Consider the following 23,157-nt stretch of genomic DNA (forward strand, 5'->3'; position numbering starts at 1 on the left):
CGATACGTTATAACATATGATACCATTTTTTGCTTCTGCGGGTAACGGAGAAATGCGCGAGCGGGTGAATTGAAAAGGTGAATATGCAGATAATTCCTATCCGGGTAAGATTTACCGTTCAGGCTTTGATAAAGTATGCCCGCCAGGCTGCCGCTGGTTCGGCAGTCACGCTGCCGAGCAATTGCGACAAAATGGTGCAAAAGCCCCAATTTGGGCAAGCTGATGCGTCATTTTAGTGCAAGGCAATGATCGATAAATCCCCTTATCGCCGATTGGGAATGCAGGCAGCCCCTCAGCGCCTCAGGGAACCGGCATCGGCCACCGCCGCTGCCAGGCCCAATAGTGGCATAGCTATTGCTTTGGCAGTGCTGACAACTTCTATGAGACACCTAACATGTTAGAAAAATTGTTCCAGTTAAAGGCCCATCGTACTAACGTGCGCACCGAGATCCTCGCGGGCCTGACCACTTTTTTGGCTATGGCATATATTCTCTTCGTTAACCCGTCCATTCTCAGCGCCACCGGCATGGACAAAGAATCGGTATTCGTCGCCACCTGCCTGGCGGCCGCTATCGGTTCAGCCCTGATGGGCTTTATTGCCAACTACCCGATCGCCCTGGCGCCCGGCATGGGCCTCAACGCCTTTTTCACCTACACCGTCGTACTGCACATGGGCTATACCTGGCAGATAGCCCTCGGTGCGGTATTCCTTTCGGCGCTTATTTTCTTTGCCTTGTCGATCTTCAAAATCCGTGAATGGATCATCACCAGCATCCCGCTGCCGCTGCGATCCGGCATTGCCGCCGGCATCGGCCTGTTCCTGGCAATCATCGCCCTGGAAGGGGCGGGCGTGGTCGTCGCAAACCCGGCTACCCTGGTAGGCCTGGGCGACTTGACCAAGCCTGGCCCGCTGCTGGCCATGCTGGGTTTCATCGTCATCGTGGTACTGGAAGCGCGTCGGGTCACCGGAGCGGTATTGATTGGCATCCTGGCCATTACGCTGCTCTCGATACTGCTGGGGATTTCGCCGTTTGCCGGTGTTGTCTCCATGCCGCCATCGATAGCGCCGACCTTCATGCAACTGGATATCCGCGGCGCGCTGGATGTATCGCTTATCAGCGTCATCTTCGCCTTCCTGTTTGTCGACGTATTCGACAACTCCGGCACCCTGATTGGCGTCACCAAACGCGCCGGCCTGGCTGATGAACAAGGCAATATCCCCAAAATGGGCAAAGCCCTCATCGCCGACAGCGCCGCAGCCCTGTTTGGCTCCCTCCTCGGCACCTCCACCACCACCAGCTACATCGAGTCCGCGGCAGGCGTCAGCGCCGGTGGCCGTACCGGCCTTACCGCCATCGTGGTCGGCATCCTGTTTCTGGCCAGCCTGTTCTTCGCCCCTCTGGCGTCCAGCGTCCCGGCCTTCGCCACCGCACCGGCCCTGCTGTTTATCGCCGTGCTGATGACCTCTGGCCTGGCTGAAATCGACTGGAAAGACATTACCGTCGCCGCCCCGGTCACCGTCACCGCCCTCACCATGCCGCTGACCTACTCCATCGCCAACGGCATCGCCTTCGGCTTTATCACCTGGACCCTGGTCAAACTTCTCAGCGGCCGCTTCCGCGATTTGAACGCAGCCCTGGTGATCCTCTCTATCCTGTTTGTCATCAAACTCGGCTGGCTCAGCGCTTAACCCTCTATCGCCGCCGTTCTATCGCAGCCCCGGCTGCGATAGCTGCGCTGCCAAAGCAGCCACAGTCCTCACAACATTTTGGTCATTGCAGCGCAGGCCAGCGAGAATCCTGCTGGATGATGCCAGGTGTCCATTTTCATTATTTTATAATCCAACGCCTGGTAGAAAGGAATGGCATTAAGCGAAGACAGTAACGACAAATTTATGCTTCCCGCAGCAGAGGCCTGTCGTTCCAGATAGATCATAAGCAACCTGCCAATGCCATGTCGTTGAAAACGTGGATCCACAAAACAGCCATCTACCGCGTTTTTACCCTTATCCATAAAAGCAAATCCAATAGCCTTATCGTCAATGCTATACATGAGAGCGCCGGCCGTTAACAATTGAACTTCAAACGACGCGGGCTGGGTGGTATAAGCCCAGGCATTGGTGTCTTCCTCGGTATAGTCTGCAGAGCACGATGACAGGATGGCTTCAGTTCGGATATGCCAAAGTGCTGTCAGATCGGCTTTTTTGACCTGCCTAAATGCAGCACTGCTGACAATTTTAGCGTTTTTCATAAAGTACCTTAAATGTCATTTTTCGAGTTTGAAACTTCATTAGCGCGTAGTCGATGGCGCGATGGCTATTTATTTCATTGATTAATATGAATTTATAGACTCATGCGTTAACGAGTGGACCAGAGCCGCCAACGCTTTAATTAAATAATAGTTGCGTTTCATGAAGGCATAGAGAAATTCTTATATCGTTAAATATTCAAGTGACTCATTAGCGTAGTTTTTCTGGACGTAGTTATCCCGCATAATTTTTGATTTCAGTAAATGTCCCCGCTCTTCTAAAATATTTCAGATAGTGCGTTATTTTCGATGTTACTGGCTTAACCAATTTTCCTAACGTAATATATACGTACAGGGTTTTCGGCAACATATATATCGCAGTAGGAATGGGGTAATTTAATTCTCGCAGTTCTAAACTGTTTTGATAGGAATATCCTTTGTTGAAACCGGTTCACTTTCATTATTAATGAATAGCTAACCAACTAAAATCGGAACATTGCAAGATAAACATCCACATTAACACAAAGATTTTTTCAACTTAAAAAATATTACTAAAATTAGTCGTTATCATATTTAAAACTAGGGTAATCAATTAATCTTCAAGCGTGCTTTCGTTATATAAAAACCACTGAGACATCGGAGAATACGATTATTTACCGAATAATAAATGGCCTATTACACATCTTGACAAAAAGATTGAGGTGTGGTTTATCACTACTATGGCCAATCAATGTTAATATTCGACATAACCCTCCTTAGCATTATAGTGTTAACGCACTAATAAAATAAACTAAGGTTAGCTATATCTTGAACTATTAACAGAGGTAATCCAATATGGATGTAAATATTACTGATAATCCCACTCTTGAAGAAAAAAATGAAATTATCGATGAACTTTGGAAACATAACCAGATTTTTCACCCAGTCGATATAAACACGTTTATAGTAAGTTTAACCAACAGTAATGAAAAAATTATTGCTGGTCTAATTGCTCAAACCTGGTGGGGGGCCCTTGATATAAAATATCTGTGGGTAAATGAAAGCTACAGGTATAAAGGTTACGGAAGTCAAATGATGAATGCGGCCGAGGTCGAGGCCGAAGATCGAGGGTGTCACATGGCTTATGTTGATACTTTTGATTTCCAGGCAAAGCAATTCTATGAAAAACTTGGATATAGTGAATATGGTTCACTGGGTGGTTTCGCACGCAAATTCAAGCGCCATTATCTGGCTAAAGTCTTTACCAAGGCCCGGGATAAGCATGGATAACATTTTAAATAATCAAAATGTAGTATCAACAATGATTTCAATCATAGAGAATCTTAATGAGCCTTGGGGGATAAAAGATGCGGCTTCCCGACATGTTTATATGAATAACGCGGCTCGTTTATATACCAGCACCCCGCAAAACTTCGCTATTGAAGGCAAGTCTGACCGTGATTTCCCGGCCGCCTGGTCAGAACTGGCTGCAGGTTTTATAGAGCACGATAAACTGGCAGAGCAAGCAGATAAATCCGTTTCAGTTATTGAAACTGATTTCTGGTATGGAAAAAACGAACTGCAACCCTACCTCAGTGAAAAGATACCGCTCAAAACCTTCACAGGTGATTGCATGGGAACATTATGGAATGCCCGAGAGATTCGGCTGCTCTCGCCAATGGTGTGCATTGGACGAAAAAAATCCAGCATTTTGCATACCCGAACCGACCTCAAGATTTTCACCAAGTGTGAATTGGACGTCATTTTTTTAATGTTGAAAAGGTTGAGCAGTAAAGAGATATCCAAACTTCTGGAAAAGTCGGTTAATACCATTACCAATAGAATAAGCATCATATACCAGAAAGCGGATGTACATTCCATTATTCAACTTGAGGAATACTGCAAGACCAACAATTTGGATAATTACATTCCCCCTTCACTGCTTAATAAAGGCATTAGTTTTATCTGAGAACAATCACATGAAATTGACAGAAAAATACAGCGTTGATCGTGTGCCGGCAGACGCACGCCAGCCCTTCTTTGGTATTGCGCTGGTCCATATGGGAATGCTGACAGCGCTTGACCAGTTTATGTTGGGTGCCGTTCTTGGCCATGCCATGAGCTATAGCGACGCATTTATAGCCATTACGGTAGGAAGCTGCATTTTCTTTATGGCGACAGCCGGCTTAGGCTATGCGGGCATGCGAGAGGGCGTATCCGGCAGCCTTCTGGCTCGATGGAGCGGGTTTGGCAACAATGGGTCAATGCTGGTTGGGCTCGTGATTGCAGTAAGCTTATTGGGCTGGTTTGGGGTGCAAAATTCCGTGTTTGCCAACGCGTTGGACTACGCATCAGGCCACAAACTCGGATTCCAGACTGCAGCGGCCCTATCAGGACTGACTCTGACGTTAATTGTGGCCTTTGGTTTTAAAGCATTACGACTTTTGGCAAAAATAGCCGTACCGACGTTTGCTATCGGCATCATCTACAGTGTGACGACACTTATCAATGGCCATAACAGCGGTGTCGTTATAGCAGCACCCTCTGCGGCAAACCCGCTCTTCCTCAGTGACGCTATCACCATGGTGGTGGGAGGCAGCATCGTTGCCAGCCTCATCACTCCGGACCTGACGCGTTATTACCGCAATGGACGTCAAGTCACCCTGATGACTTTACTGACTATTTTGGTCGGGGAGTATATGGTCAACGGGGCAGCCATCGTGCTTGCCATCATGTTCAACACCGCCGATATCGTGATCATCATGTCACAGGCAATCGGCGGTGTCGGACTTGTCGTGGTCGTATTATCAACAATGCGTATCAACGATATCAATCTCTATTCCTCGTCATTGGGTATTGCAAACGCCATTCAAGCATTTTCTGGTCGCAGACTACCTTACGTCATAATCACTGTGACAATAGGAGTGCTCGGTACCACATTATCAATCATGGGGATCCTTGACCGCTTCGTGGATTTACTTAACCTGCTTGGCATCCTGTTCCCGCCTATCATCAGCGTAATGCTGGTTGACTATTTTATTCTCAAGACCGACAGGGCAGTACTCGATGACAGTAGAGCCCTCAATAGGCTGCCCCTTGATAGCCAGACGAGAAAAACCGGCTGGAAGGCCATCGTCGCAAGCCTGGTAGGGGCCTTGACGGGTTATTATTTCACAATGGGCATACCCGCGATCAACGCCATTATCGCGGCGAGTGTGGCTTACCTGATGCTTGAGCGTTTTCGCTCGCCGTGCAGATAAAAAGCCTGATGAGGGTCAATACGGTAAGTAATAACCCCCGGCCCATGCCCAAACGATCACGCCTCACTTGCCCCGGGCGAACTCCGCCGCCGAATAGGCCCACAGATACAGCGACGCTGTCGAACCAAACGGCGAATAGCGCCGCCGATAGCGTTCAAATCGTTCCCTGGGCAGTTCCTTGTGCCGATACAGATTCATCATGCCGCGCCGAATCGCCAAATCCCCCCAGCTCAGTACATCCGGCCGTCCCAGCGAAAACATCATCAGCATCTCAGCGGTCCACACCCCGACCCCCGGCAAACGAGACAATGCCGTCACCACCTCCTGATCGCTATACCCGCCGATGGCCGGCAAATCCAGCTCGCCGCTCATCGCCGCGCTGGCCGCGCCCTTGATATACAGCGCCTTTTTCATCGACATCCCGCACGCCTGAATCTGCTCGGCAGTCAACGCCTCCAACCGCGCCGGCGACACCTGCCCCGCTAATGCCCGCAAACGCCCGTTAACCGTCAGTCCCGCCTTGGTAGAAATCTGCTGATCAACAATATTTCTTATCAGCGCGGCAAACAAATCCGGCATCAGCGGACGTTCAATCATCCCCACTCGCTCAATGGCCTCAGCCATACGTTTATCCCTGCGACAGAGCCAGGCCAGCTCTCTTTCCCCATACTCGAAAATCGGCATTACTCCCCCTCCCCTAACCTGCCATCGGTCCCAGCATGCCACGAGGGCTGGATAAAAGAACAGTTATTTGTTAGTTAGGACATTACTAATTAAAATATTAATATCTCATATCATTAATGCACGACCACTTCCCTCGTGCCCGCTCCAACATCAATCAAGGACCTCGTTATGCACCCTCGCAAGGTGATGATCATCGGCGCCGGCAATGTCGGTTCTTCAGCCGCCTATGCGCTGCTTAACCAGCAAATCTGCCAAGAACTGGTGCTGGTAGACCTCAATCGCGATCGGGTCGAAGGTCACCGCCAGGACCTGGCCGATGCCGCCGCCTACATGCCCGGCAGAATGATCATCAGTACTCGACCGGCCAGCAACTGCAGCGATATCGACATCGCGGTGATCACCGTCTCTGGCGGTCCGCTCAAACCCGGCCAGACGCGGCTCGACGAACTGAAGGCCACGGCTTCAATCGTCAATAAAATCGTCCCCGACATGATGCGCAACGGATTTAACGGCATCTTCCTTATCGCGACCAACCCCTGCGATATCATCACTTATCACGTATGGAAGCTGTCAGGCCTGCCGCGTAGCCAGGTACTTGGCACCGGTGTTTGGCTGGATACCACCCGACTGCGACGCATCCTGGCCGATAGGCTGGATATCGCCGCCCAGAGCATTGATGCATTTATCATGGGCGAGCATGGCGATACCCAGTTCCCGGTATGGTCGCATTCATCGGTTTATGGCATGACCCTGAACGAATATAGCCGTTGGAAAACGCAGCAAGACCTTGATTTGCCCGCGCTGGCTGAACAGACCCGCCAAACCGGTATGGACATCTATGCCAGCAAAGGCTGTACCGAATACGGCGTCGCCGGGACCATCGCTGAAATCTGCCGTAATCTGTTTACCAGCAGCCACCGCGCCCTGGCGGTTTCCTGTGTATTAGACGGAGAATACGGTCATTACGGCCTGGCGATAGGCGTACCGGCGGTGCTGGCCCAGAAGGGTATTGAGCAGATTATCGAGCTGGATTTGAACGACACCGAACAGCGTCAGTTTGCAGCATCGGCCCAGGTCATACTGCAGAACATCCGGACGCTGGCGGTGGTCCATCACTGAACGGGGCGGCGGCAGGGGATAGGACCATCAGATCATGAAGACTGGCGTGAAATGATGACGCATTTCACCCAGTGCTTCAGGGCCTTCCTGCCGCTGAATTTAGGGCTGAATATCGTCTTGCAGGGGTCGAACAGAGGATGCCAGCGTGGTGTCTGCTGATAGTGGGTCAGCAGCAGATGGATGCTGTGAGGGGTCGGCTGCGTGTTACTGACCGGGCAGTGCAAGGGACGTGGGTTATTATCATGCTTGGGGCTGTAGCAGCAGGTCAATTCGTCAGCATGCTGAACCGGTATGATCGGTGAATATTGGGCAGGCAAAGCACGCGGAAGCGGCAGAAATGAAACCCGCAATTTCCCCAAGAAATAAAATAAAATTACTACCGTAAATAATAATAAAACCTGGCAAAAGAATACACCTGGATCATATTTCTTTATGGTCATGTAAAAATTTACCCACTATTACCTATAGGTTGTAGATGCCTGTTCATCAAGAGACTGACACCGCTTGCGCAGGCGCGCAGCTATCCCATTGAACTATAGTAAAATATAATCTTATAAATACCTTAAGTATCAATTAATATATATGTAGCTTGCTATTATTAATTGCACCTGATTGATGAGTTGATTGCCTAAGAATCAAACATAGTGATTATGCTATCATCATTCTGTGCCCGGACGATATTTTTATTTAAGAGAGTTATTTTATTATGACAATTCAGATTAATTATCACATTAAAACATTGATGCAGTTATTATAAAAAAACCAGACTTTTTGAGTCTGGTTTTCATGATAATAAAACGGGTAGCAATGGGTTCAGAGAGACCTGCTGCCTATTGTCGAGGACGCGGCGGTGGTTAATTCTTTGACCTCGCCCAGGCTCTTGAGCTTTTTAGACAAATCACGGCGCTCTTTGGAAAGCTCAGCATTCTTGATGATGTAATCATCTACCCGGTCTTCATAATCAGTGCGCATGCTGGCAATGATCGCCTGGATTTCTTCGATGGTCATGCCGGGCTTGATATAGTCACTCAGGTTGTCAAGCAACAGTACGCGCTTCTGGTTATCGCGGATTTTTTTCTCGTTATCGGCGATCTCGCGCTGCAATTTGTTTTTGCGGCGGAACATGCGGACAAACTCCAATACGTTTTGGAAAGAGGGCTTAGTGTGATCCATTTCTGTTTCCTTACTTAAGTCAACCAGTGAATTCGTTAAACCGAGAACCATTACCTGCTTACAGGATAGCAGTTATCGCTGGCGAACACATCTACCGCGCGCTGCCGGCCATCAATGCCGCAATTCAGCTTTCCTTCGGCTCCAAGGGCTTGCGCAGCGCCAGGCAAAGAAGCTGCGCCAATTGCTCAAGCTGCTCGGTCAGCCGCAGACTCAGCCAGACATACCCATAAATAGCCGCTTCAGCCTGTCCCCGCTCCGTCGCCTGCTGCATAAGTTGCGTCAGTTCACTGGCGATACCGGCCAGCTCAGTGCGCTCGGCAACGATAGGCTCGGGATTGCCCTCGCGCAGCGCCTCGGCAAGCGTCATCAGCGTCCTGAGGGTAGCGCGCTGAGTAATGCGCAAGGTGGTGGCATTGAGCAAAATAAAATGACTCTCCCTGGAGGCCCACCAGGCATCAATCTGCAATTCCAGTACGCAGACGATATTTCTGTTCAGCGTCTGGATCGCGTCAAAAACCTCTTTGCCGACCCGGCTCTCTTTACTGGCGGGTGTAAGCAGGGCTCGCCTTTTGACCACCTCGTTGAGGATTTTTTTCAGCCGGCCTTCCAGACGCGGTCGATCAATGACATTGGGCGACAGGTAGGCGGCATAGATTTTACTCAGTGAAGCCAGTTCCAGACCCATCTGCCTGCGCCAGTGAATAAAAGCCCGCTGGGGATAAATGCTGGTAAACAGCAGCGCCAGCAAAGATCCGATAATCACATCGCCGCTGCGCCACAGCGCGGTTTCCATATCGCCGGCGGTCCCGCCGCACACCACCGCCAGGGTGATTCCAATCAGCAACGCCATATACGGCCGTTTGCCCAATGTCAGATAGCCGCAGATAAACATCACCCCCCCACACCACAGCAGCATCAGCGGCAGCGAATAAAGCTCCAGGCGTAGTGCAATCAGCCCCGATAGCGCACCGAACAGGGTACCGGCGATGCGCTGCATGGCCCGCTGCAGCACATTACCCCAAAAGGATATCGGCCCCATGACCACCACCAGGGTAATCAGCGGCCAGGAGCCTTCCGGGATCTGCAGTAATCTGACAATCAGAAACGTCAGCACAAACGCCAGGCTGATGCGCAGGCCATGGGCTAGCTGATAGTGCTGGTATATAACGTGTTCAAGGGAGGATATTTTACGATCCAGACGCACTGCTCGTTACCTGATGAATGAAAGCCAGCAGGCATTCTAATTAAATTGAATAGCATTCTCATAATTAATTGATTCAACATTTATCAGTCCCAGCGCGCTATCCGGCCAACGAAAGCAGGCCATGAGGACTCCGACCCGCTGGTCAAAGCGGGCCAGGGGCAGTTTGCCGCTCGCCGTTCAGGGTTAAACACTGTTTTCTCCGATTCATCAGCCAGGGCTGACTATAGTTATCCTTACTGGTCATACGGGTTTAGCCAGCCTGACGATTACCGCTGAATAGTTAGGGACCATATTTCCCCCCTCGGCAGGCATGGCCCTGGCTGCAGCAACCTCATCAGCCCGGTTTTGCCCGCGGGTCTGATTTGCTTACAACATGTAACACAATGACTTCTTTAACTTCTGTGACGGTAACCCCGCGATTTGCAGGGGTTCTGGCCGCCAATTGCGTTGAATTAACACCGGGCTTCACTTTGTAAAGAACATCAAAGGAATCGGTACCATTGCAAAGTGCGCCGTTTGTTAGCAACATAATAATTAGTTGCAAAAATGTAAAATAATCTGCCGCTCAGGTGTTCTGTTTTTCGACATCTGGAGACCGCAGCCAGCAATGTGAACAGCGCTGTTTCGGCAGTGCAAAGCAATGTCATAACGGGAAGCTGATATGCCCAAAAGAAAAAAAACGCTGCCCGGCGTTACGCGCCGGCAGCTCCTGACGTTTTCAGCCGCATCATTAGCCATTGGCGGCACCGCGAAGGCGGCCACCCTTACCGGCACCCCCGGCTGGCAGCCTTTTGCTCATAATCCCACAGCAACCTATGAAAACACGGGCTGGCAGTTTTTTACCGACAGCGAAGTCGCCACGCTTGAGGCCATGGTTGAGCGTCTGCTGCCTGCCGATGAATTTAGCGTCAGCGGCAAAGACGCAGGCTGTGTGGTGTTTATCGATCGGCAGATGAAGAGCTTTTACGGCAACTTCGATCGGCTGTATATGCAGGGTCCATTCCTGGTAGGGACGCCCGAACAGGGGGATCAATCCCCGCTGGTGCCTACCCAGCGCTATCGCCTCGGCCTGGCCTCGCTAGAGAAATACTGCCAGCAGACCCATCAGAAAGCCTTTAACCAGCTGACGACGGACCAACAGGACCAGATCCTGACCGGCCTCGATAAAGGTGACATCACGCTGGCCGACATCGATGCCCAATTGTTTATGACCCAGGTGCTGAATAACACCATGGAGGGCTTCTTCGCCGATCCGATGTATGGCGGCAACCGCGATATGGCCTCCTGGAAAATGATTGGTTTCCCCGGTGCGCGCTACGATTACCGCGACATGATAGAACAACATAATCAGGATTTACATTTGACGCCGGTCAGTATTCGCGGCAGTGAGCAATGGAACACTAAGGGTTAAATACGCATGGCAAAGAAACTCCCTAAAACCGATGTCGTCGTCATCGGCCTGGGCTGGGCGGGTGCGATTATCGCCAACGAACTGACCGACGCCGGACTTGAGGTCATCGCAATAGAACGAGGTCCCTGGCGCGACACTGCCCGGGATTTCAACGTCGCCTCGGTAACCGATGAACTTCGCTACAACCGCAGCCAGGAACTGATGCTGCGTACCAAGCAGAACACCGTTACCGTGCGCAACAACCCAGGACAGACCGCCCTGCCGATGCGTAACTGGGGGTCTTTCCATCCCGGTAACGGTACCGGCGGCGCCGGCAACCATTGGGCCGGCATCACCTTTCGTTTCCAGCCGGAAGAATTTCGTCTCAAAAGCCATCTGACAGAACGCTATGGCGCGAAAGAGATACCCTCTGAGCTGGTGCTGCAGGACTGGGGAACCGACTGGGAAGAAATGGAGCCCTTTTATATGCAGTTTGAGCGTCTGGCCGGTACCTCAGGCTATGCGTCCAATCTGAACGGCCAGCGCCGGGACGGCGGCAATCCCTATGAAGGCATGCGCTCGGGCGAATACCCTACCGCGCCGCTTAAACAGCCTTACGGACCGACACTGTTCGCCGACGCCGCAGGAAAGATGGGCTTTAAGGCGTTCCCGGTGCCCTCCTCGCTGGTTTCCGAAGCCTATACCAACCCGCTGGGCGTCACCATGGGCCCCTGTACCTTTTGCGGATTTTGCACCAATTATGGCTGCGCCAACTATTCCAAAGCCAGCGCGATTACTACGGTGTTGCCGGTTTTGATGCGTAAGGATAACTTCTCCGCCCTGACCAACAGCGAAGTGCTGAAAGTCACTATGGACTCCAGCGGCAAACGCGCCACCGGCGTGGTCTATATCGACTCAAGCGGTGACGAATGGGAACAGCCGGCCGACCTGGTGATCGTCACGGCCTTTACCTTTGAAAATGTCCGGCTGATGCTGCTGTCGGGTATCGGCAAACCCTATGACCCGCTGACCAACACCGGCACCACCGGGCGTAATTACGCCTACCAGACCGCCAACTCGGTCCAGCTGTTCTTTGATGATAAAAATTTCAATCCGTTTATCGGCGCTGGTGCGGTCGGCATGGGGATTGATGACTTTAATAATGACAACTTCGATCATAGCGGCCTGGGTTTTATGGGCGGCGGCAGCATTCGTGTCACGCCTATCGGCTCAGCGCCTATCGGTTATCATCCGACCCCACCTGGAACGCCCAAATGGGGTACTGAATTCAAGCGCCAGGTACAGAAAAACTACCTCAGCAGCATGAGCATCGGCTGTGAGGCCAGCAGCTATACCACCCGCACCAATTATCTGTCACTGGATCCCAATTACCAAGATCCGCTGGGCAGGCCACTGCTGCGCATTACTTTTGATTTCCCGGAAAATGACCTGAAGATGGCGAAGTACTGTACTGATCGGGTAGGCGAAATAGCCAAAGTAATGAACCCGCGCGAATACTATCTGCGACCGATGAAAGGTCATTGGAACTCCCAGCCTTATCAATCGTCCCATATCGTCGGCGGCTTTGTGATGGGCGCGGATCCCGCCACCAGCTCGGTAAACAAACATCTGCAGGTTTGGGATGTGCCGAATCTGTTCGTGGTCGGGGCATCGGCATTTCCTCAGAACCCGGGCTACAACCCGACCGGTACCGTCGGCGCGCTGGCATTTAAAGCGGCCTATGCCATTCGTCAATATTACATGAAGCGTCCCGGGGAGATGATTACCGCATGAACAAGCTGACTTCATTATCCTTGGGGCTGGTCGCCCTGGCGGCCGGCGCCGGGCACGCTCTGGCCCAGCCGGAATACGATCAGGTTGAGAAAGGACGCTATCTGGCGGTGGTCGGTGACTGTACCGCTTGCCACTCGACTGCGCCGGACAAACCCTTCTCAGGCGGTTTCAGGATCGATACGCCTTTTGGCGCGCTGCTTGGCGCCAATATTACCCCTGATAAAGAAACCGGTATCGGCAACTGGACCTTCGACGATTTCCAACGGGCGATGTCCGAAGGCATTGGTCATGGCGGCAAGCGGCTTTATGGCGCCATGCCATTTACCGCCTATACCAAGATGACCCGCGAGGATAACCAGGCGCTGTGGGCTTACCTGCAAACCCTGCAACCGATCCACAACCCGGTTGAAACCAACCAGTTGCCCTTCCCGTTCAATATCCGGCTCAGTCTGATAGGCTGGAACTGGCTCAACTTCAACCAAGGCGCATTCACGCCTAATTTGCAGAAATCGGCCCAATGGAACCGGGGCGCTTATCTGGTGGAAGGTCCCGGGCATTGCGGCACCTGCCATACGCCGAAAAACCTGACCGGTGGCGATAAAGAGGGACAGTTCCTGGCCGGTGGACAACTGGGTGCCTGGTGGGCACCAGATATCACCGCCAATGAGCACACCGGCATCGGTAAATGGACCGAAGAGGATCTGATTGCCTACCTGCGCACCGGCGTTAACCACTATGACATCGCCTCAGGGCCGATGGCGGAAGAAGTGGAGCATTCCTCCCAACATTGGAAAGCAGAGGATCTCCAAGCGGTAGCGGTTTACCTGAAAGATTCTGGCCACCGCAGTGATACAAAAGCCCCTCAGCCGCTGGCGGTCGATGACCCTAGAATGGTAACGGGCAAGGCGATTTACTTCGACCGCTGCTCCGCCTGCCATAATTCCTCCGGCAGCGGTGAGAAAAATATCTTCCCCCGGCTGGCGGACAATCCGCTGATACGCGCGTCCCAGCCGACCTCGCTTATCAATGTGGTGCTGGCCGGCAGCCGCGGCGGCTCGACCGACGCGCGCCCGACCGGACCGGCAATGCCGAGCTTTGCCTGGAACCTGGACGATCAACAGGTGGCTAATGTGTTGACTTATATCAGAAACAGCTGGGGAAATGCAGCTGCGCCGGTCGACCCGGGCGATGTGAAAGCGTTGCGCCAGGCGCTGAAACCCTGAGAGGACATAGCCGGGCGATAATGTGGCCGCCATTTCCTGGCGGTCGCATTCACCCAGGTGAAAGGTAATAATGACTCAGGGAAGGGCGGCATTGGTTGCCTTTCCCTGACATTAAATATCCCCCCCCGGCACAAAATAACCCGCTTACATCATCTTATTTCCAATCGATTAAAAAATACCGCCGGTAATTAAATTTTTTTTATGAAACCCACTCCATTTGAATAAATAACCTGTTTCAACTAATTCATTAGCTACATATATTCATATTAACTATGTTTATTAAATGCACGTCATTCACTTGTTATTTACACTGCAGCTACCCTCGGTTGCTACTTTTTTATTCAAGCCTGCTATATACTATTAATATTGCAATTCAATCCAAAGTAATCAATGCACCTATTGATTAATACGCTACGTATATATTATTAAGCAGAAATAAATATGATCGCAATGAAAGAAGTCAGCCCGGCAGTCGCCTGGAGATTAATGTTTCTGTTCTGTTTTATTTTCTGGGCGGTGGTGATTGGCTTTATCGTCTGGTTATAAACGGACACGCTGCATTGCCCAACACGTCCAGTAACGGTAAAACAGCCATCCCTTCCTCCTATCCCGCATCCTGCGTCCCACATAGCCCTACCGGCTATCCGGGACGCAGGCACTGCTTTATTTTACGGGATTCATCGGCTGATAAGGCACTTCCGCGTCGCTAGGCCGATCCAGCTGCCAGGCCACCCAGGCGCTACGCAGTCCAAACAGCACGATGCTGACCATAACAAAAATAAACAGTGCCGTCAGCCCGGCATTCAGCTGGTTATTAAAGACCAGCCTGGACATTTCCTCCATTGATTTGGCGGGCCCGATCAGCTGATTCTGGTCGATACCGGCCTGGTACTTGTTCGCCAGCGCCAGGAAGCCGACCCGCGGATCCGCTGACAGGATTTTAATCAGCCCGGCGCTACCGGTGAAAATCAGCAGCAACAACATCGGCACACCGGCGACCCAGGCATAGGCCTGGCGTTTCATCTTGAACAACACCACAAAGCACAGCGTCAGCGCCATGGTGGCCAGCATCTGGTTGGCGATGCCGAACAGCGGCCACAGGGTGTTGATGCCCCCCAGCGGATCAACCACCCCCTGATAAAGAAAATAACCCCAAGCCGCCACACACAGAGCGGTCGCGATGATATTGGCCGGCAGTGAATCCGTGCGGCGGAACGAGGGCACAAACGTCCCCAGCAGGTCCTGCAGCATAAAACGGCCTGCGCGCGTGCCGGCATCGACTGCCGTCAGGATAAACAGCGCCTCGAACAGTATGGCGAAGTGATACCAGAATGCCATGCTGATGCTGCTTATCGCCTGGCTGAGGATATGCGCCATTCCTACCGCAAGCGTCGGTGCGCCGCCCGCTCGGGAAACGATGGTGGTTTCACCCACATCCTTGGCATATTGCGTCAGCATTTCAGGGGTAATTTCAAAGCCCCAGCCGCTGATGGTCGCCGCGGCGGCTTCAACCGTACTGCCGCCCAATGCGGCGGCTGGACTGTTCATGGCAAAGTAAACGCCGGGATCGATAACCGATGCGGCAATCAGCGCCATGATAGCGACGAATGATTCCATCAACATGCCGCCATAGCCGATCAGCGCCGCCTGGTTTTCATTCTCCAGCATTTTCGGCGTGGTCCCGGACGCAATCAGCGCATGGAATCCGGACACCGCGCCACAGGCAATGGTGATGAACAGGAACGGGAACAAGGTCCCCGACCAGACCGGCCCGCTGCCGTCGATAAAGCGGGTCATCGCTGGCATATGCAGCGTAGGGGCAATGAAGACAATCCCCACCGCCAGGCCGAAAATGGTCCCTATCTTTAGGAAAGTGGACAAATAATCGCGAGGCGCCAGCAGCAACCATACCGGCAAAATGGAAGCAATGCCGCCGTAAATCACCAGCGTCCAGGTCAGTTGCTTGCCATCCAATGTAAAGAAGGGAGCCCAGGTTGGACTCTGGGCGATATCGCCGCCGTAGATAATCGCTGCCATCAGGCAGATAAAGCCGATGACCGAGATCTCGCCTATCTTGCCCGGCCGGATATAGCGCAGGTAGATGCCCATGAATATCGCCAGCGGAATGGTGCAGGCGACGGTGAAAGCGCCCCAGGGGCTGTTAGTCAGCGCCTTGACCACAATAAGCGCCAGCACTGCCAGGATGATAATCATGATCATAAAGGTGCCGAACAGCGCTATCACACCGGGCACTACGCCAAGCTCCTGCTTAATCAGATCGCCCAGGGAGCGTCCATCGCGCCGCGTCGAAATGAACAGCACCATGAAATCCTGTACCGCTCCTGCCAGCACCACCCCCGCCAGGATCCATATCATGCCGGGCAGGTAGCCCATCTGCGCCGCCAATACCGGGCCGACCAACGGACCTGCCCCGGCGATAGCGGCAAAATGATGGCCAAACAGCACATATTTATTGGTCGGGACATAATCCAGTCCGTCATTGTGGCGATACGCCGGCGTCATGCGGGTCGGATCGACCTGTAATACCCGATTAGCGATATAACGACTGTAATAGCGATAAGCGATCAAATAAACCGAAACAGCCACTATCAGAATCCATAGGGCATTTATTTTTTCGCCATTGTGCAGGGCGATCACCCCCAGCGCAAAGGCACCTGCCAGCGCAATTACTAGCCAGATCAAATGGGATGCCACGTTTTTCATTTATGCCTCTCCGTGTCCGTTTTAGTTGGTATAACCGGAACTATCGACAAGCCGTTTGCGGTTTTAATCCTGTTTCTATTAGCATTGGTTTTACGGCTTGGATAGCGAATCTTTTGGTATTTGTGATCCAGGAAATGGGGTTGAATATTCTCTTTCTGAAACTGTGGCTTTGGCTATGATTTCTCGCTGGGGGGCAGCAGCAGGCCTACCTTAGCCCAGGAGGTTCGAGCCGACCGCCGTCTACGCCGGTAACGTCCTACGCCTTACTGTTATTCGGCTGGATCAGTGCCCGGTTACCGGTAAAAAAGAGCAATATGCGCGCGAGATAAGCCTGGACCTCGGCTTACCTATTTCCCCCCAGACGCGCTTGGCTACCCTTTCCTTTTATTCCGATGATATAAAAAACGCGGTAAACCGCTTATGAATAGACTATTGATGATAACTAATAGAATGCCCTTGGTTCCGTAAATTAATGACACTTGACTCCAATATTATGAAATTAATTAAATAGGCATTATATAGCACGGTAAATTGTCACTGGTTATCCCTAAATCGGTCGGTAAACATAAATGGTTTCAAGAACAGTAAAACTTATTAACAATGATGTTATTTTGCAAAACAGATCACAGTTTACACACCCCAATACAACATCGACTCATCTCAGTTTAATTGCGGCTGGGGTTTAGCCGCGGTCTTGTCTGACGGCACTTACCCCGCTCAAAAAATGCGCGTCGGAGGTCAATTGGTTCGACGCCGTGATGGCAGCAAAACGGCTGTAAGCAACCCGCAGCGGCATTCATCCGGTCGATGCAATTTACCGGGCGAGGATCATATCCGGCCTGACTGGTTGGATAACCACTGGCATTACGGGCCGGGCACAGGTAATTTAACCGGCATCCCGTGGTGGAATCCCCACTGAAAACTCATTTTACGTAATGGATAACTGCCGACCGTGCGCACTAGCGATAAACAGCCCACTTTCCTGGTTCATGACTACGAAACTTTTGGCAAACACCCCGCCCTGGACAAACCCGCCCAGTTCGCCGGCATCCGCGCCAATGCCGAATTCGAGCCTATCAGCGAACCGGACGTCTTTTTCTGCCGGCCGCCCGACGACTATCTGCCGGATCCGGAAGCGGTACTGATAACCGGGATTACGCCCCAGCAATGCCTGCGTGACGGTGTCACAGAAGACGAATTTGCCGCTAAGATCCATCAGCTCTTTACCGCGCCTGATACCTGCATTCTGGGTTATAACAATGTCCGTTTTGACGATGAAGTCACCCGCAATATCTTCTACCGCAACTTTTATGACCCTTATGCCTGGAGCTGGCAGCAAGGCAACTCGCGCTGGGATTTGCTGGACGTCATGCGCGCCTGCTATGCCCTGCGCCCCGACGGCATCAACTGGCCGACCAACGACAGCGGCCTGCCCAGCTTTCGCCTTGAGCACCTGACCCAAGCCAACGGCATTGAGCACGCCAATGCCCATGATGCCATGGCCGACGTTTACGCCACCCTGGCGATGGCCAGACTGGTGCGCCAGGCTCAACCCAAACTGTTTGACTACCTCTACCAGCACCGAGGCAAAAACAAACTCAAAACCCTGATCGACATTGCCGCCATGAAACCGCTGGTGCATGTCTCGGGCATGTTTGGCGCCGAGCGGGGTAACACCGCCTGGATAGTCCCGCTGGCCTGGCATCCGACAAACTCCAATGCGCTTATCGTCTGCGATCTTGCCGGCGACATGCAGCTGCTGGCCGATCTGAGTAGCGACCAACTGCGCCAGCGGCTCTATACTCCCCGCAGCCAGTTGGGATCACTGCCGCCAGTACCGATAAAACTGGTCCATATCAATAAATGCCCGGTACTGGCGCCGGCCAGCACCCTGCGGCCGGAAGATGCAGCCCGGCTCGGTATCGATCGCCAGCAATGCCTGCAAAACCTCAAACACCTCAGACACCTGGCGGACCTAAGAGATAAAGTCGTCGCCCTGTTCGCCGACGCCGAACCCTTTGCCCCCACAGACAATGTCGATGCCCAACTGTATGACGGTTTCTTCGGCGATGCCGACCGGGCGGCCATGGACATTATTCGTAAAACCCCGCCGGTCAACCTGCCGGCCCTCGATATCACGTTTGTCGACCGCCGCCTGGAACCGCTGCTGTTCCGCTATCGGGCACGCAACTTCTCCCATACCCTGACAGACCAGGAGCAACAGCGCTGGCACAACCACAGGCAAGACGTCCTGGCACCGGAGAAATTACACGCCTACGTCCAAACGCTGGAAGGACTGTATGAACAGCACCAGGCAGACAAAAGCAAAGCCCGCCTGCTCAAAGCACTGTTTGACTATTTACAGCAACTCTAAAACGAAAATCGGCCGCCGCTACCCACCACGCCACGACACTGCCGCCAAACTGAACGCGTGTTAAAGGGAGACCAGCCCGAATGGGTTGAATTGGCGTAAGCCAAGGAGCGCCCATCGGGGTGGTAGGCCCGCCATCACGGCTTCCACCCACCACGCCACGACACTGCCGCCAAACTGAACGCGTGCTAAAGGGAGACCCGCCCGAATGGGTTGAATTGGCGTAAGCCAAGGAGCGCCCATCGGGGTGGTAGGCCCGCCATCACCGGCCCCGCAGACGCCCCTTACACCAGCTCCTCACGATACTGCGGCACCGGATCCCGGAACCGACGCGTCACCCAGGCCAGATACACCAACCCTATCGCGCCCCACACCAGACCCAGCTTCATCGAACTGGCTTCCAGATTCAGCCACAGCGCCCCCACCGTCAACGTCCCAATCAACGGCAGCAGCAAATACTGCACATGATCCTTCATCGAACGATTACGCCCCTCGCGCACCCAGAACTGGGCAATCACCGACAAATTGACAAAGGTAAACGCCACCAGCGCGCCAAAGTTAATCAGCGCCGTTGCCGTCACCAAATCAAATGAAATCGCCGACAGCGCAATCGCCCCGACCAACAGCACATTAAGCGACGGAATCCGCCACTTGGGATCCACATAACCGAAGAAACGCACCGGGAAGACGCCGTCGCGCCCCATCACATACAGCAGACGTGACACCCCGGCATGAGCCGCCATCCCCGATGCCAGCACCGTGACACAGGAAAAACACAGAATGACCGCCTGGAAAAACGTCCCGGCCACATACAGCATAATCTCAGGCTGCGACGCATCCGGATCCTTGAACCGAGAAATATCCGGAAAATACAGCTGCAGCATATAAGACACCACAATAAAGATAATTCCGCCAATAAGCGCCGTCAGAAATATCGCCCGCGGAATCACCCTACCGGCATCCGGCGTCTCTTCCGACAACGAACTGATGCCGTCAAAGCCTAAAAATGAAAAACAGAGAATCGTCGCGCCGGTCATCATCGGAATCAGATGGGCATTCTCGGACCAGAAAGGCGCAGTACTTACCAAAGTACCCGCCCCCTCGCCGTCATAAACCCCCTTCATCACCAACCCGACAAATACAATCATGATAGCCACCTGCACCACCACAATCACCGTATTCAGATTGGCCACCAGCTTGATGCCGCGCAGATTGAACAGCGTCATCATCCCGACCAGCGCCACCACGAATATCCATGACGGCACCCCGGGGAAAATCGCTTCCAGATAGATTTTTGCCAGCAAAATATTGATCATCGGCATAAACAGATAATCAAGCAGCGAAGACCAGCCAACCATAAAACCGATATGCGGATTAATGGCCTGGCGGGCATAGGTATAAGCAGAACCAGCGGACGGGAAACGACGCACCAGCTTACCGTAGCTGACGGCGGTAAACAGCACGGCAATCAGCGCCAGCGCATAGGCGGTCGCCACATGGCCATCCGTCAGTCCGGAAACAATACCGAAGGTATCGAAAATGGTCATCGGCTGCAGGTAAGCCAGCCCCATCATCACTACCTGGCATAACGTGAGGGTCTTCTTTAACTGAACACGAGAAGGATTCACGGCAGCAATATCAATCGACATAGACGCCTCCTTCATTATGATCCGAAGTCATACCGGCGGGCACCGGCCTTAGGTAAAAATGCTGGCCCATTTCGTGTTCCTTATCGCGCCGCATCGCGTGCGCCAAATCGATTATCTATCCGGACTGGGGTCCGGCCTCTTGGAAAAAAACAGTTCATCAAACGAAAAAAATAACCGACGCCAGATGACGTCGGTTATTTAATCGGCCGGTATTCTGCCAAAGCTTAGGGTAGAAGACAAGAAATAGTGCAACGCTGGCACGATTCACGCAAACGGCATGCGGGCCGGATCGGGGTACCGGTATTCAAATCCCAGCTCATGGCAGATGCGGCTGCCATCCACAATTTTGCCGCCGGCGGCGGTCTGGTCTTCGGCCAGATACGCGGGCGGCGTCAGTCCCATCTGCCGGGCTTTTTCGGGATAAAAATCCCGCTTGGCCGGATGCTCGGGGGCGCACAAATTATAGCGATGACCGCCGCGCGGCAGTTTCAGCAACAGCATAATGGCATCGGTCACATCGTCCAGATGCACCAGATTCACCCCCTGTGCCCCGCCGGTCAAGCCGGTGCGGCCGGCCAGGAAGCGCCCCGGATGCCGATCGGGCCCCACCAGCCCTGCCAGCCGCAGGATATCAACCGAGGTATTGGGTAACTGATGCAGCCACTCTTCCAGGCGCAGCAGGCTCTGGCCGGCAGGCGTCACCGGCCGGCAGGGACTGCCCTCCCTGACCTGCCCGGCGGTGTCACCATAAACCGAAACAGAAGAGGTAAAGATAATGCGCGGCACCGAGAATGCCAGCGCAGTGTCTACCACCTGCTGAACCGCCAGGCAGTAATTCTCGGCCCCGTCCACCGTCCGGCTGGCCGGCAAGGTAATCACCAGCGCATCAACCTGAAACAGCGCCTGCAGATCTTCCGGGTCAGCGTCGAGCTGTGGATTGACCTGCAGCGGATAACATTCCACGCCACACATCCGCGCCGCATCCACCCCGTCAGGCGTGGTCTTGCTGCCGGCTACCTGATACCCCCGTCCCTGCAACGCCAGCGCCAGCGGCATACCCAGCCAGCCCAACCCGATTATCGCGACTTTTTTCATCCTGCTTTCCGCCTCTGATGATGGGATCGTCCCCCAGAGCCACTGGCCCCGGCAATTAACGCCAGTATACCGTAAAAAGGAGTTGCGCTGAGTGTCAAACTTGGGGTAGGTTATTTAACCAGAGAGCACCCGCTTCACTTATTATTATTTTACGAGATGACTATGAACAACGTTCTGTTTAACCACCATCATCACCATCATCCTGACTAGTCTTTCAGGCGATGTGTGCTGGAAGACGGTTTATTCTTCCAGTGGCGCAGAACGTTAGAGAGAGCCCTCGGAAGAATTCTTCCGAGGGTTTTTTTTTTGGCTGGGTAAATCATTCATTTTAGGGTAGAGAGAATATGCAGGATAAATCACGTTTACGCATTGCCATGCAGAAATCGGGCAGGCTGAGCAAGGAATCCCAGCAGTTGCTGGAGCGCTGCGGCATTAAAATCAATCTTCAGCAGCAGCGTTTGCTGGCGTTTGCCGAAAACATGCCCATCGACATCATGCGGGTCCGTGACGACGATATTCCCGGACTGGTCATGGATGGTGTAGTGGATATCGGCATTATCGGCGAAAACGTGCTGGAAGAGGAGTTGCTTAATCGCCGCGCCCAGGGCGAAGACCCACGCTATTTTACCCTGCGTCGACTGGATTTCGGCGGCTGTCGCCTGTCGCTGGCGGTGCCGATGGATGAGCCGTTCGCCGGGCCTCACTCCCTGCAGGGCAAACGCATCGCCACCTCCTACCCGCACTTGCTCAAGCAATATCTCGACAAACTGGCTATCAATTTCAAGTCATGCCTGCTTAACGGTTCCGTGGAAGTCGCGCCTCGCGCCGGACTGGCGGATGCCATCTGCGACCTGGTCTCCACCGGCGCCACCCTCGAGGCCAATGGTCTGCGAGAAGTCGAAGTGATTTACCGCTCCAAAGCCTGCCTGATTCAACGCGATGGTGAAATGCCGGCCGCCAAGCAGGCCCTGATCGACAGACTGCTGGTGCGTATCCAGGGCGTTATCCAGGCACGGGAGTCCAAATACATCATGATGCACGCGCCCAGCAACCGGCTGGATGACATCATTGCCCTGCTGCCGGGTGCTGAACGACCGACCGTATTGCCACTGGCCGGCGATCGTAATCGCGTGGCCATGCACATGGTCAGCAGCGAAACCCTGTTCTGGGAAACGATGGAAAAGCTCAAAGAGCTCGGCGCCAGTTCAATCCTGGTATTGCCTATTGAGAAAATGATGGAGTAAT

17 protein-coding genes and 1 other annotated feature are annotated in these 23,157 nt (G+C 53.0%); of the genes, 10 read left to right on the top strand and 7 right to left on the bottom strand.

The window, feature by feature from the left end:
• Positions 1-394 precede the first annotated feature (394 nt).
• A complete protein-coding gene (locus EDC52_RS02520) occupies positions 395-1,690 on the top strand; it encodes an NCS2 family permease (RefSeq protein ID WP_131863697.1) in 1,296 nt (431 codons plus the stop codon).
• A gap of 68 nt (positions 1,691-1,758) precedes the next feature.
• On the opposite strand, the gene EDC52_RS02525 is transcribed toward EDC52_RS02520, so the two are convergent.
• The gene (locus tag EDC52_RS02525) at positions 1,759-2,250 is read right to left on the bottom strand and encodes a GNAT family N-acetyltransferase (protein ID WP_131863698.1); all 492 of its coding nucleotides are present in this window, start codon (positions 2,248-2,250) and stop codon (positions 1,759-1,761) included.
• 831 nt (positions 2,251-3,081) lie between these two features.
• On the opposite strand from EDC52_RS02525, the gene EDC52_RS02530 reads away from it, so the two are divergent.
• Genes EDC52_RS02530 through EDC52_RS02540 form a run of 3 tightly spaced genes read left to right on the top strand, consistent with a single transcriptional unit; the run spans position 3,082 to position 5,486 of the window.
• Positions 3,082-3,516, top strand: a complete 435-nt coding sequence (locus tag EDC52_RS02530) for a GNAT family N-acetyltransferase (RefSeq protein WP_131863699.1) — start codon at positions 3,082-3,084, stop codon at positions 3,514-3,516.
• Positions 3,509-4,195 carry a helix-turn-helix transcriptional regulator gene (locus EDC52_RS02535; RefSeq protein WP_131863700.1) on the top strand — a complete coding sequence of 229 codons (687 nt, stop codon included), beginning with the start codon at positions 3,509-3,511 and terminating at the stop codon, positions 4,193-4,195. The genes EDC52_RS02530 and EDC52_RS02535 overlap by 8 nt, the downstream gene beginning before the upstream one ends.
• A gap of 10 nt (positions 4,196-4,205) precedes the next feature.
• Positions 4,206-5,486, top strand: coding sequence for a cytosine permease (locus EDC52_RS02540; RefSeq protein ID WP_131863701.1), 1,281 nt, complete (start codon positions 4,206-4,208; stop codon positions 5,484-5,486).
• A gap of 63 nt (positions 5,487-5,549) precedes the next feature.
• Here the strand turns inward: EDC52_RS02540 and EDC52_RS02545 are convergent, their stop codons facing one another.
• Complete coding sequence (locus tag EDC52_RS02545) at positions 5,550-6,170, bottom strand: DNA-3-methyladenine glycosylase family protein (RefSeq protein WP_131863702.1); 621 nt, start codon at positions 6,168-6,170, stop codon at positions 5,550-5,552.
• 168 nt (positions 6,171-6,338) lie between these two features.
• On the opposite strand from EDC52_RS02545, the gene EDC52_RS02550 reads away from it, so the two are divergent.
• Positions 6,339-7,289 carry an L-lactate dehydrogenase gene (locus EDC52_RS02550; protein WP_131863703.1) on the top strand — a complete coding sequence of 317 codons (951 nt, stop codon included), beginning with the start codon at positions 6,339-6,341 and terminating at the stop codon, positions 7,287-7,289.
• A gap of 813 nt (positions 7,290-8,102) precedes the next feature.
• On the opposite strand, the gene EDC52_RS02555 is transcribed toward EDC52_RS02550, so the two are convergent.
• Both EDC52_RS02555 and EDC52_RS02560 read right to left on the bottom strand, forming a co-directional pair.
• A complete protein-coding gene (locus EDC52_RS02555) occupies positions 8,103-8,462 on the bottom strand; it encodes a DUF496 family protein (protein WP_131863704.1) in 360 nt (119 codons plus the stop codon).
• A gap of 124 nt (positions 8,463-8,586) precedes the next feature.
• A complete protein-coding gene (locus EDC52_RS02560) occupies positions 8,587-9,666 on the bottom strand; it encodes an FUSC family protein (RefSeq protein ID WP_131863705.1) in 1,080 nt (359 codons plus the stop codon).
• A 661-nt stretch (positions 9,667-10,327) separates the two neighbouring features.
• Between EDC52_RS02560 and EDC52_RS02565 the strand changes: the two genes are divergently transcribed.
• Genes EDC52_RS02565 through EDC52_RS02575 form a run of 3 tightly spaced genes read left to right on the top strand, consistent with a single transcriptional unit; the run spans position 10,328 to position 14,073 of the window.
• Positions 10,328-11,077 (top strand): gluconate 2-dehydrogenase subunit 3 family protein, encoded by a 750-nt coding sequence (locus EDC52_RS02565; RefSeq protein WP_131863706.1) that lies wholly within the window; start codon positions 10,328-10,330, stop codon positions 11,075-11,077.
• 6 nt (positions 11,078-11,083) lie between these two features.
• On the top strand, positions 11,084-12,850 hold the full coding sequence (locus tag EDC52_RS02570) for a GMC family oxidoreductase (protein ID WP_131863707.1): 1,767 nt from the start codon (positions 11,084-11,086) through the stop codon (positions 12,848-12,850).
• The gene (locus EDC52_RS02575; RefSeq protein ID WP_131863708.1) at positions 12,847-14,073 is read left to right on the top strand and encodes a c-type cytochrome; all 1,227 of its coding nucleotides are present in this window, start codon (positions 12,847-12,849) and stop codon (positions 14,071-14,073) included. The genes EDC52_RS02570 and EDC52_RS02575 overlap by 4 nt, the downstream gene beginning before the upstream one ends.
• A gap of 663 nt (positions 14,074-14,736) precedes the next feature.
• On the opposite strand, the gene EDC52_RS02580 is transcribed toward EDC52_RS02575, so the two are convergent.
• Positions 14,737-16,797 (bottom strand): carbon starvation CstA family protein, encoded by a 2,061-nt coding sequence (locus EDC52_RS02580; protein ID WP_131863709.1) that lies wholly within the window; start codon positions 16,795-16,797, stop codon positions 14,737-14,739.
• Positions 16,798-17,749: 952 nt separating this feature from the next.
• Here EDC52_RS02580 and sbcB point away from each other — a divergent pair.
• Positions 17,750-19,171, top strand: coding sequence for an exodeoxyribonuclease I (sbcB, locus tag EDC52_RS02585; RefSeq protein ID WP_131863710.1), 1,422 nt, complete (start codon positions 17,750-17,752; stop codon positions 19,169-19,171).
• Positions 19,172-19,452: 281 nt separating this feature from the next.
• Here sbcB and EDC52_RS02590 read toward each other — a convergent pair whose 3' ends face one another.
• Positions 19,453-20,817: an APC family permease gene (locus EDC52_RS02590; RefSeq protein ID WP_131863711.1), complete on the bottom strand. Its 1,365-nt coding sequence runs from the start codon at positions 20,815-20,817 to the stop codon at positions 19,453-19,455.
• A 264-nt stretch (positions 20,818-21,081) separates the two neighbouring features.
• Positions 21,082-21,912: an SDR family oxidoreductase gene (locus tag EDC52_RS02595; RefSeq protein ID WP_131863712.1), complete on the bottom strand. Its 831-nt coding sequence runs from the start codon at positions 21,910-21,912 to the stop codon at positions 21,082-21,084.
• Positions 21,913-22,097: 185 nt separating this feature from the next.
• Positions 22,098-22,219, top strand: a sequence feature (His leader region).
• A 37-nt stretch (positions 22,220-22,256) separates the two neighbouring features.
• Between EDC52_RS02595 and hisG the strand changes: the two genes are divergently transcribed.
• Positions 22,257-23,156 carry an ATP phosphoribosyltransferase gene (hisG, locus tag EDC52_RS02605; protein WP_131863713.1) on the top strand — a complete coding sequence of 300 codons (900 nt, stop codon included), beginning with the start codon at positions 22,257-22,259 and terminating at the stop codon, positions 23,154-23,156.
• Position 23,157: the final 1 nt, after the last annotated feature.

It is taken from the genome of Biostraticola tofi, assembly GCF_004343195.1.
Lineage (GTDB): Bacteria > Pseudomonadota > Gammaproteobacteria > Enterobacterales > Enterobacteriaceae > Biostraticola > Biostraticola tofi.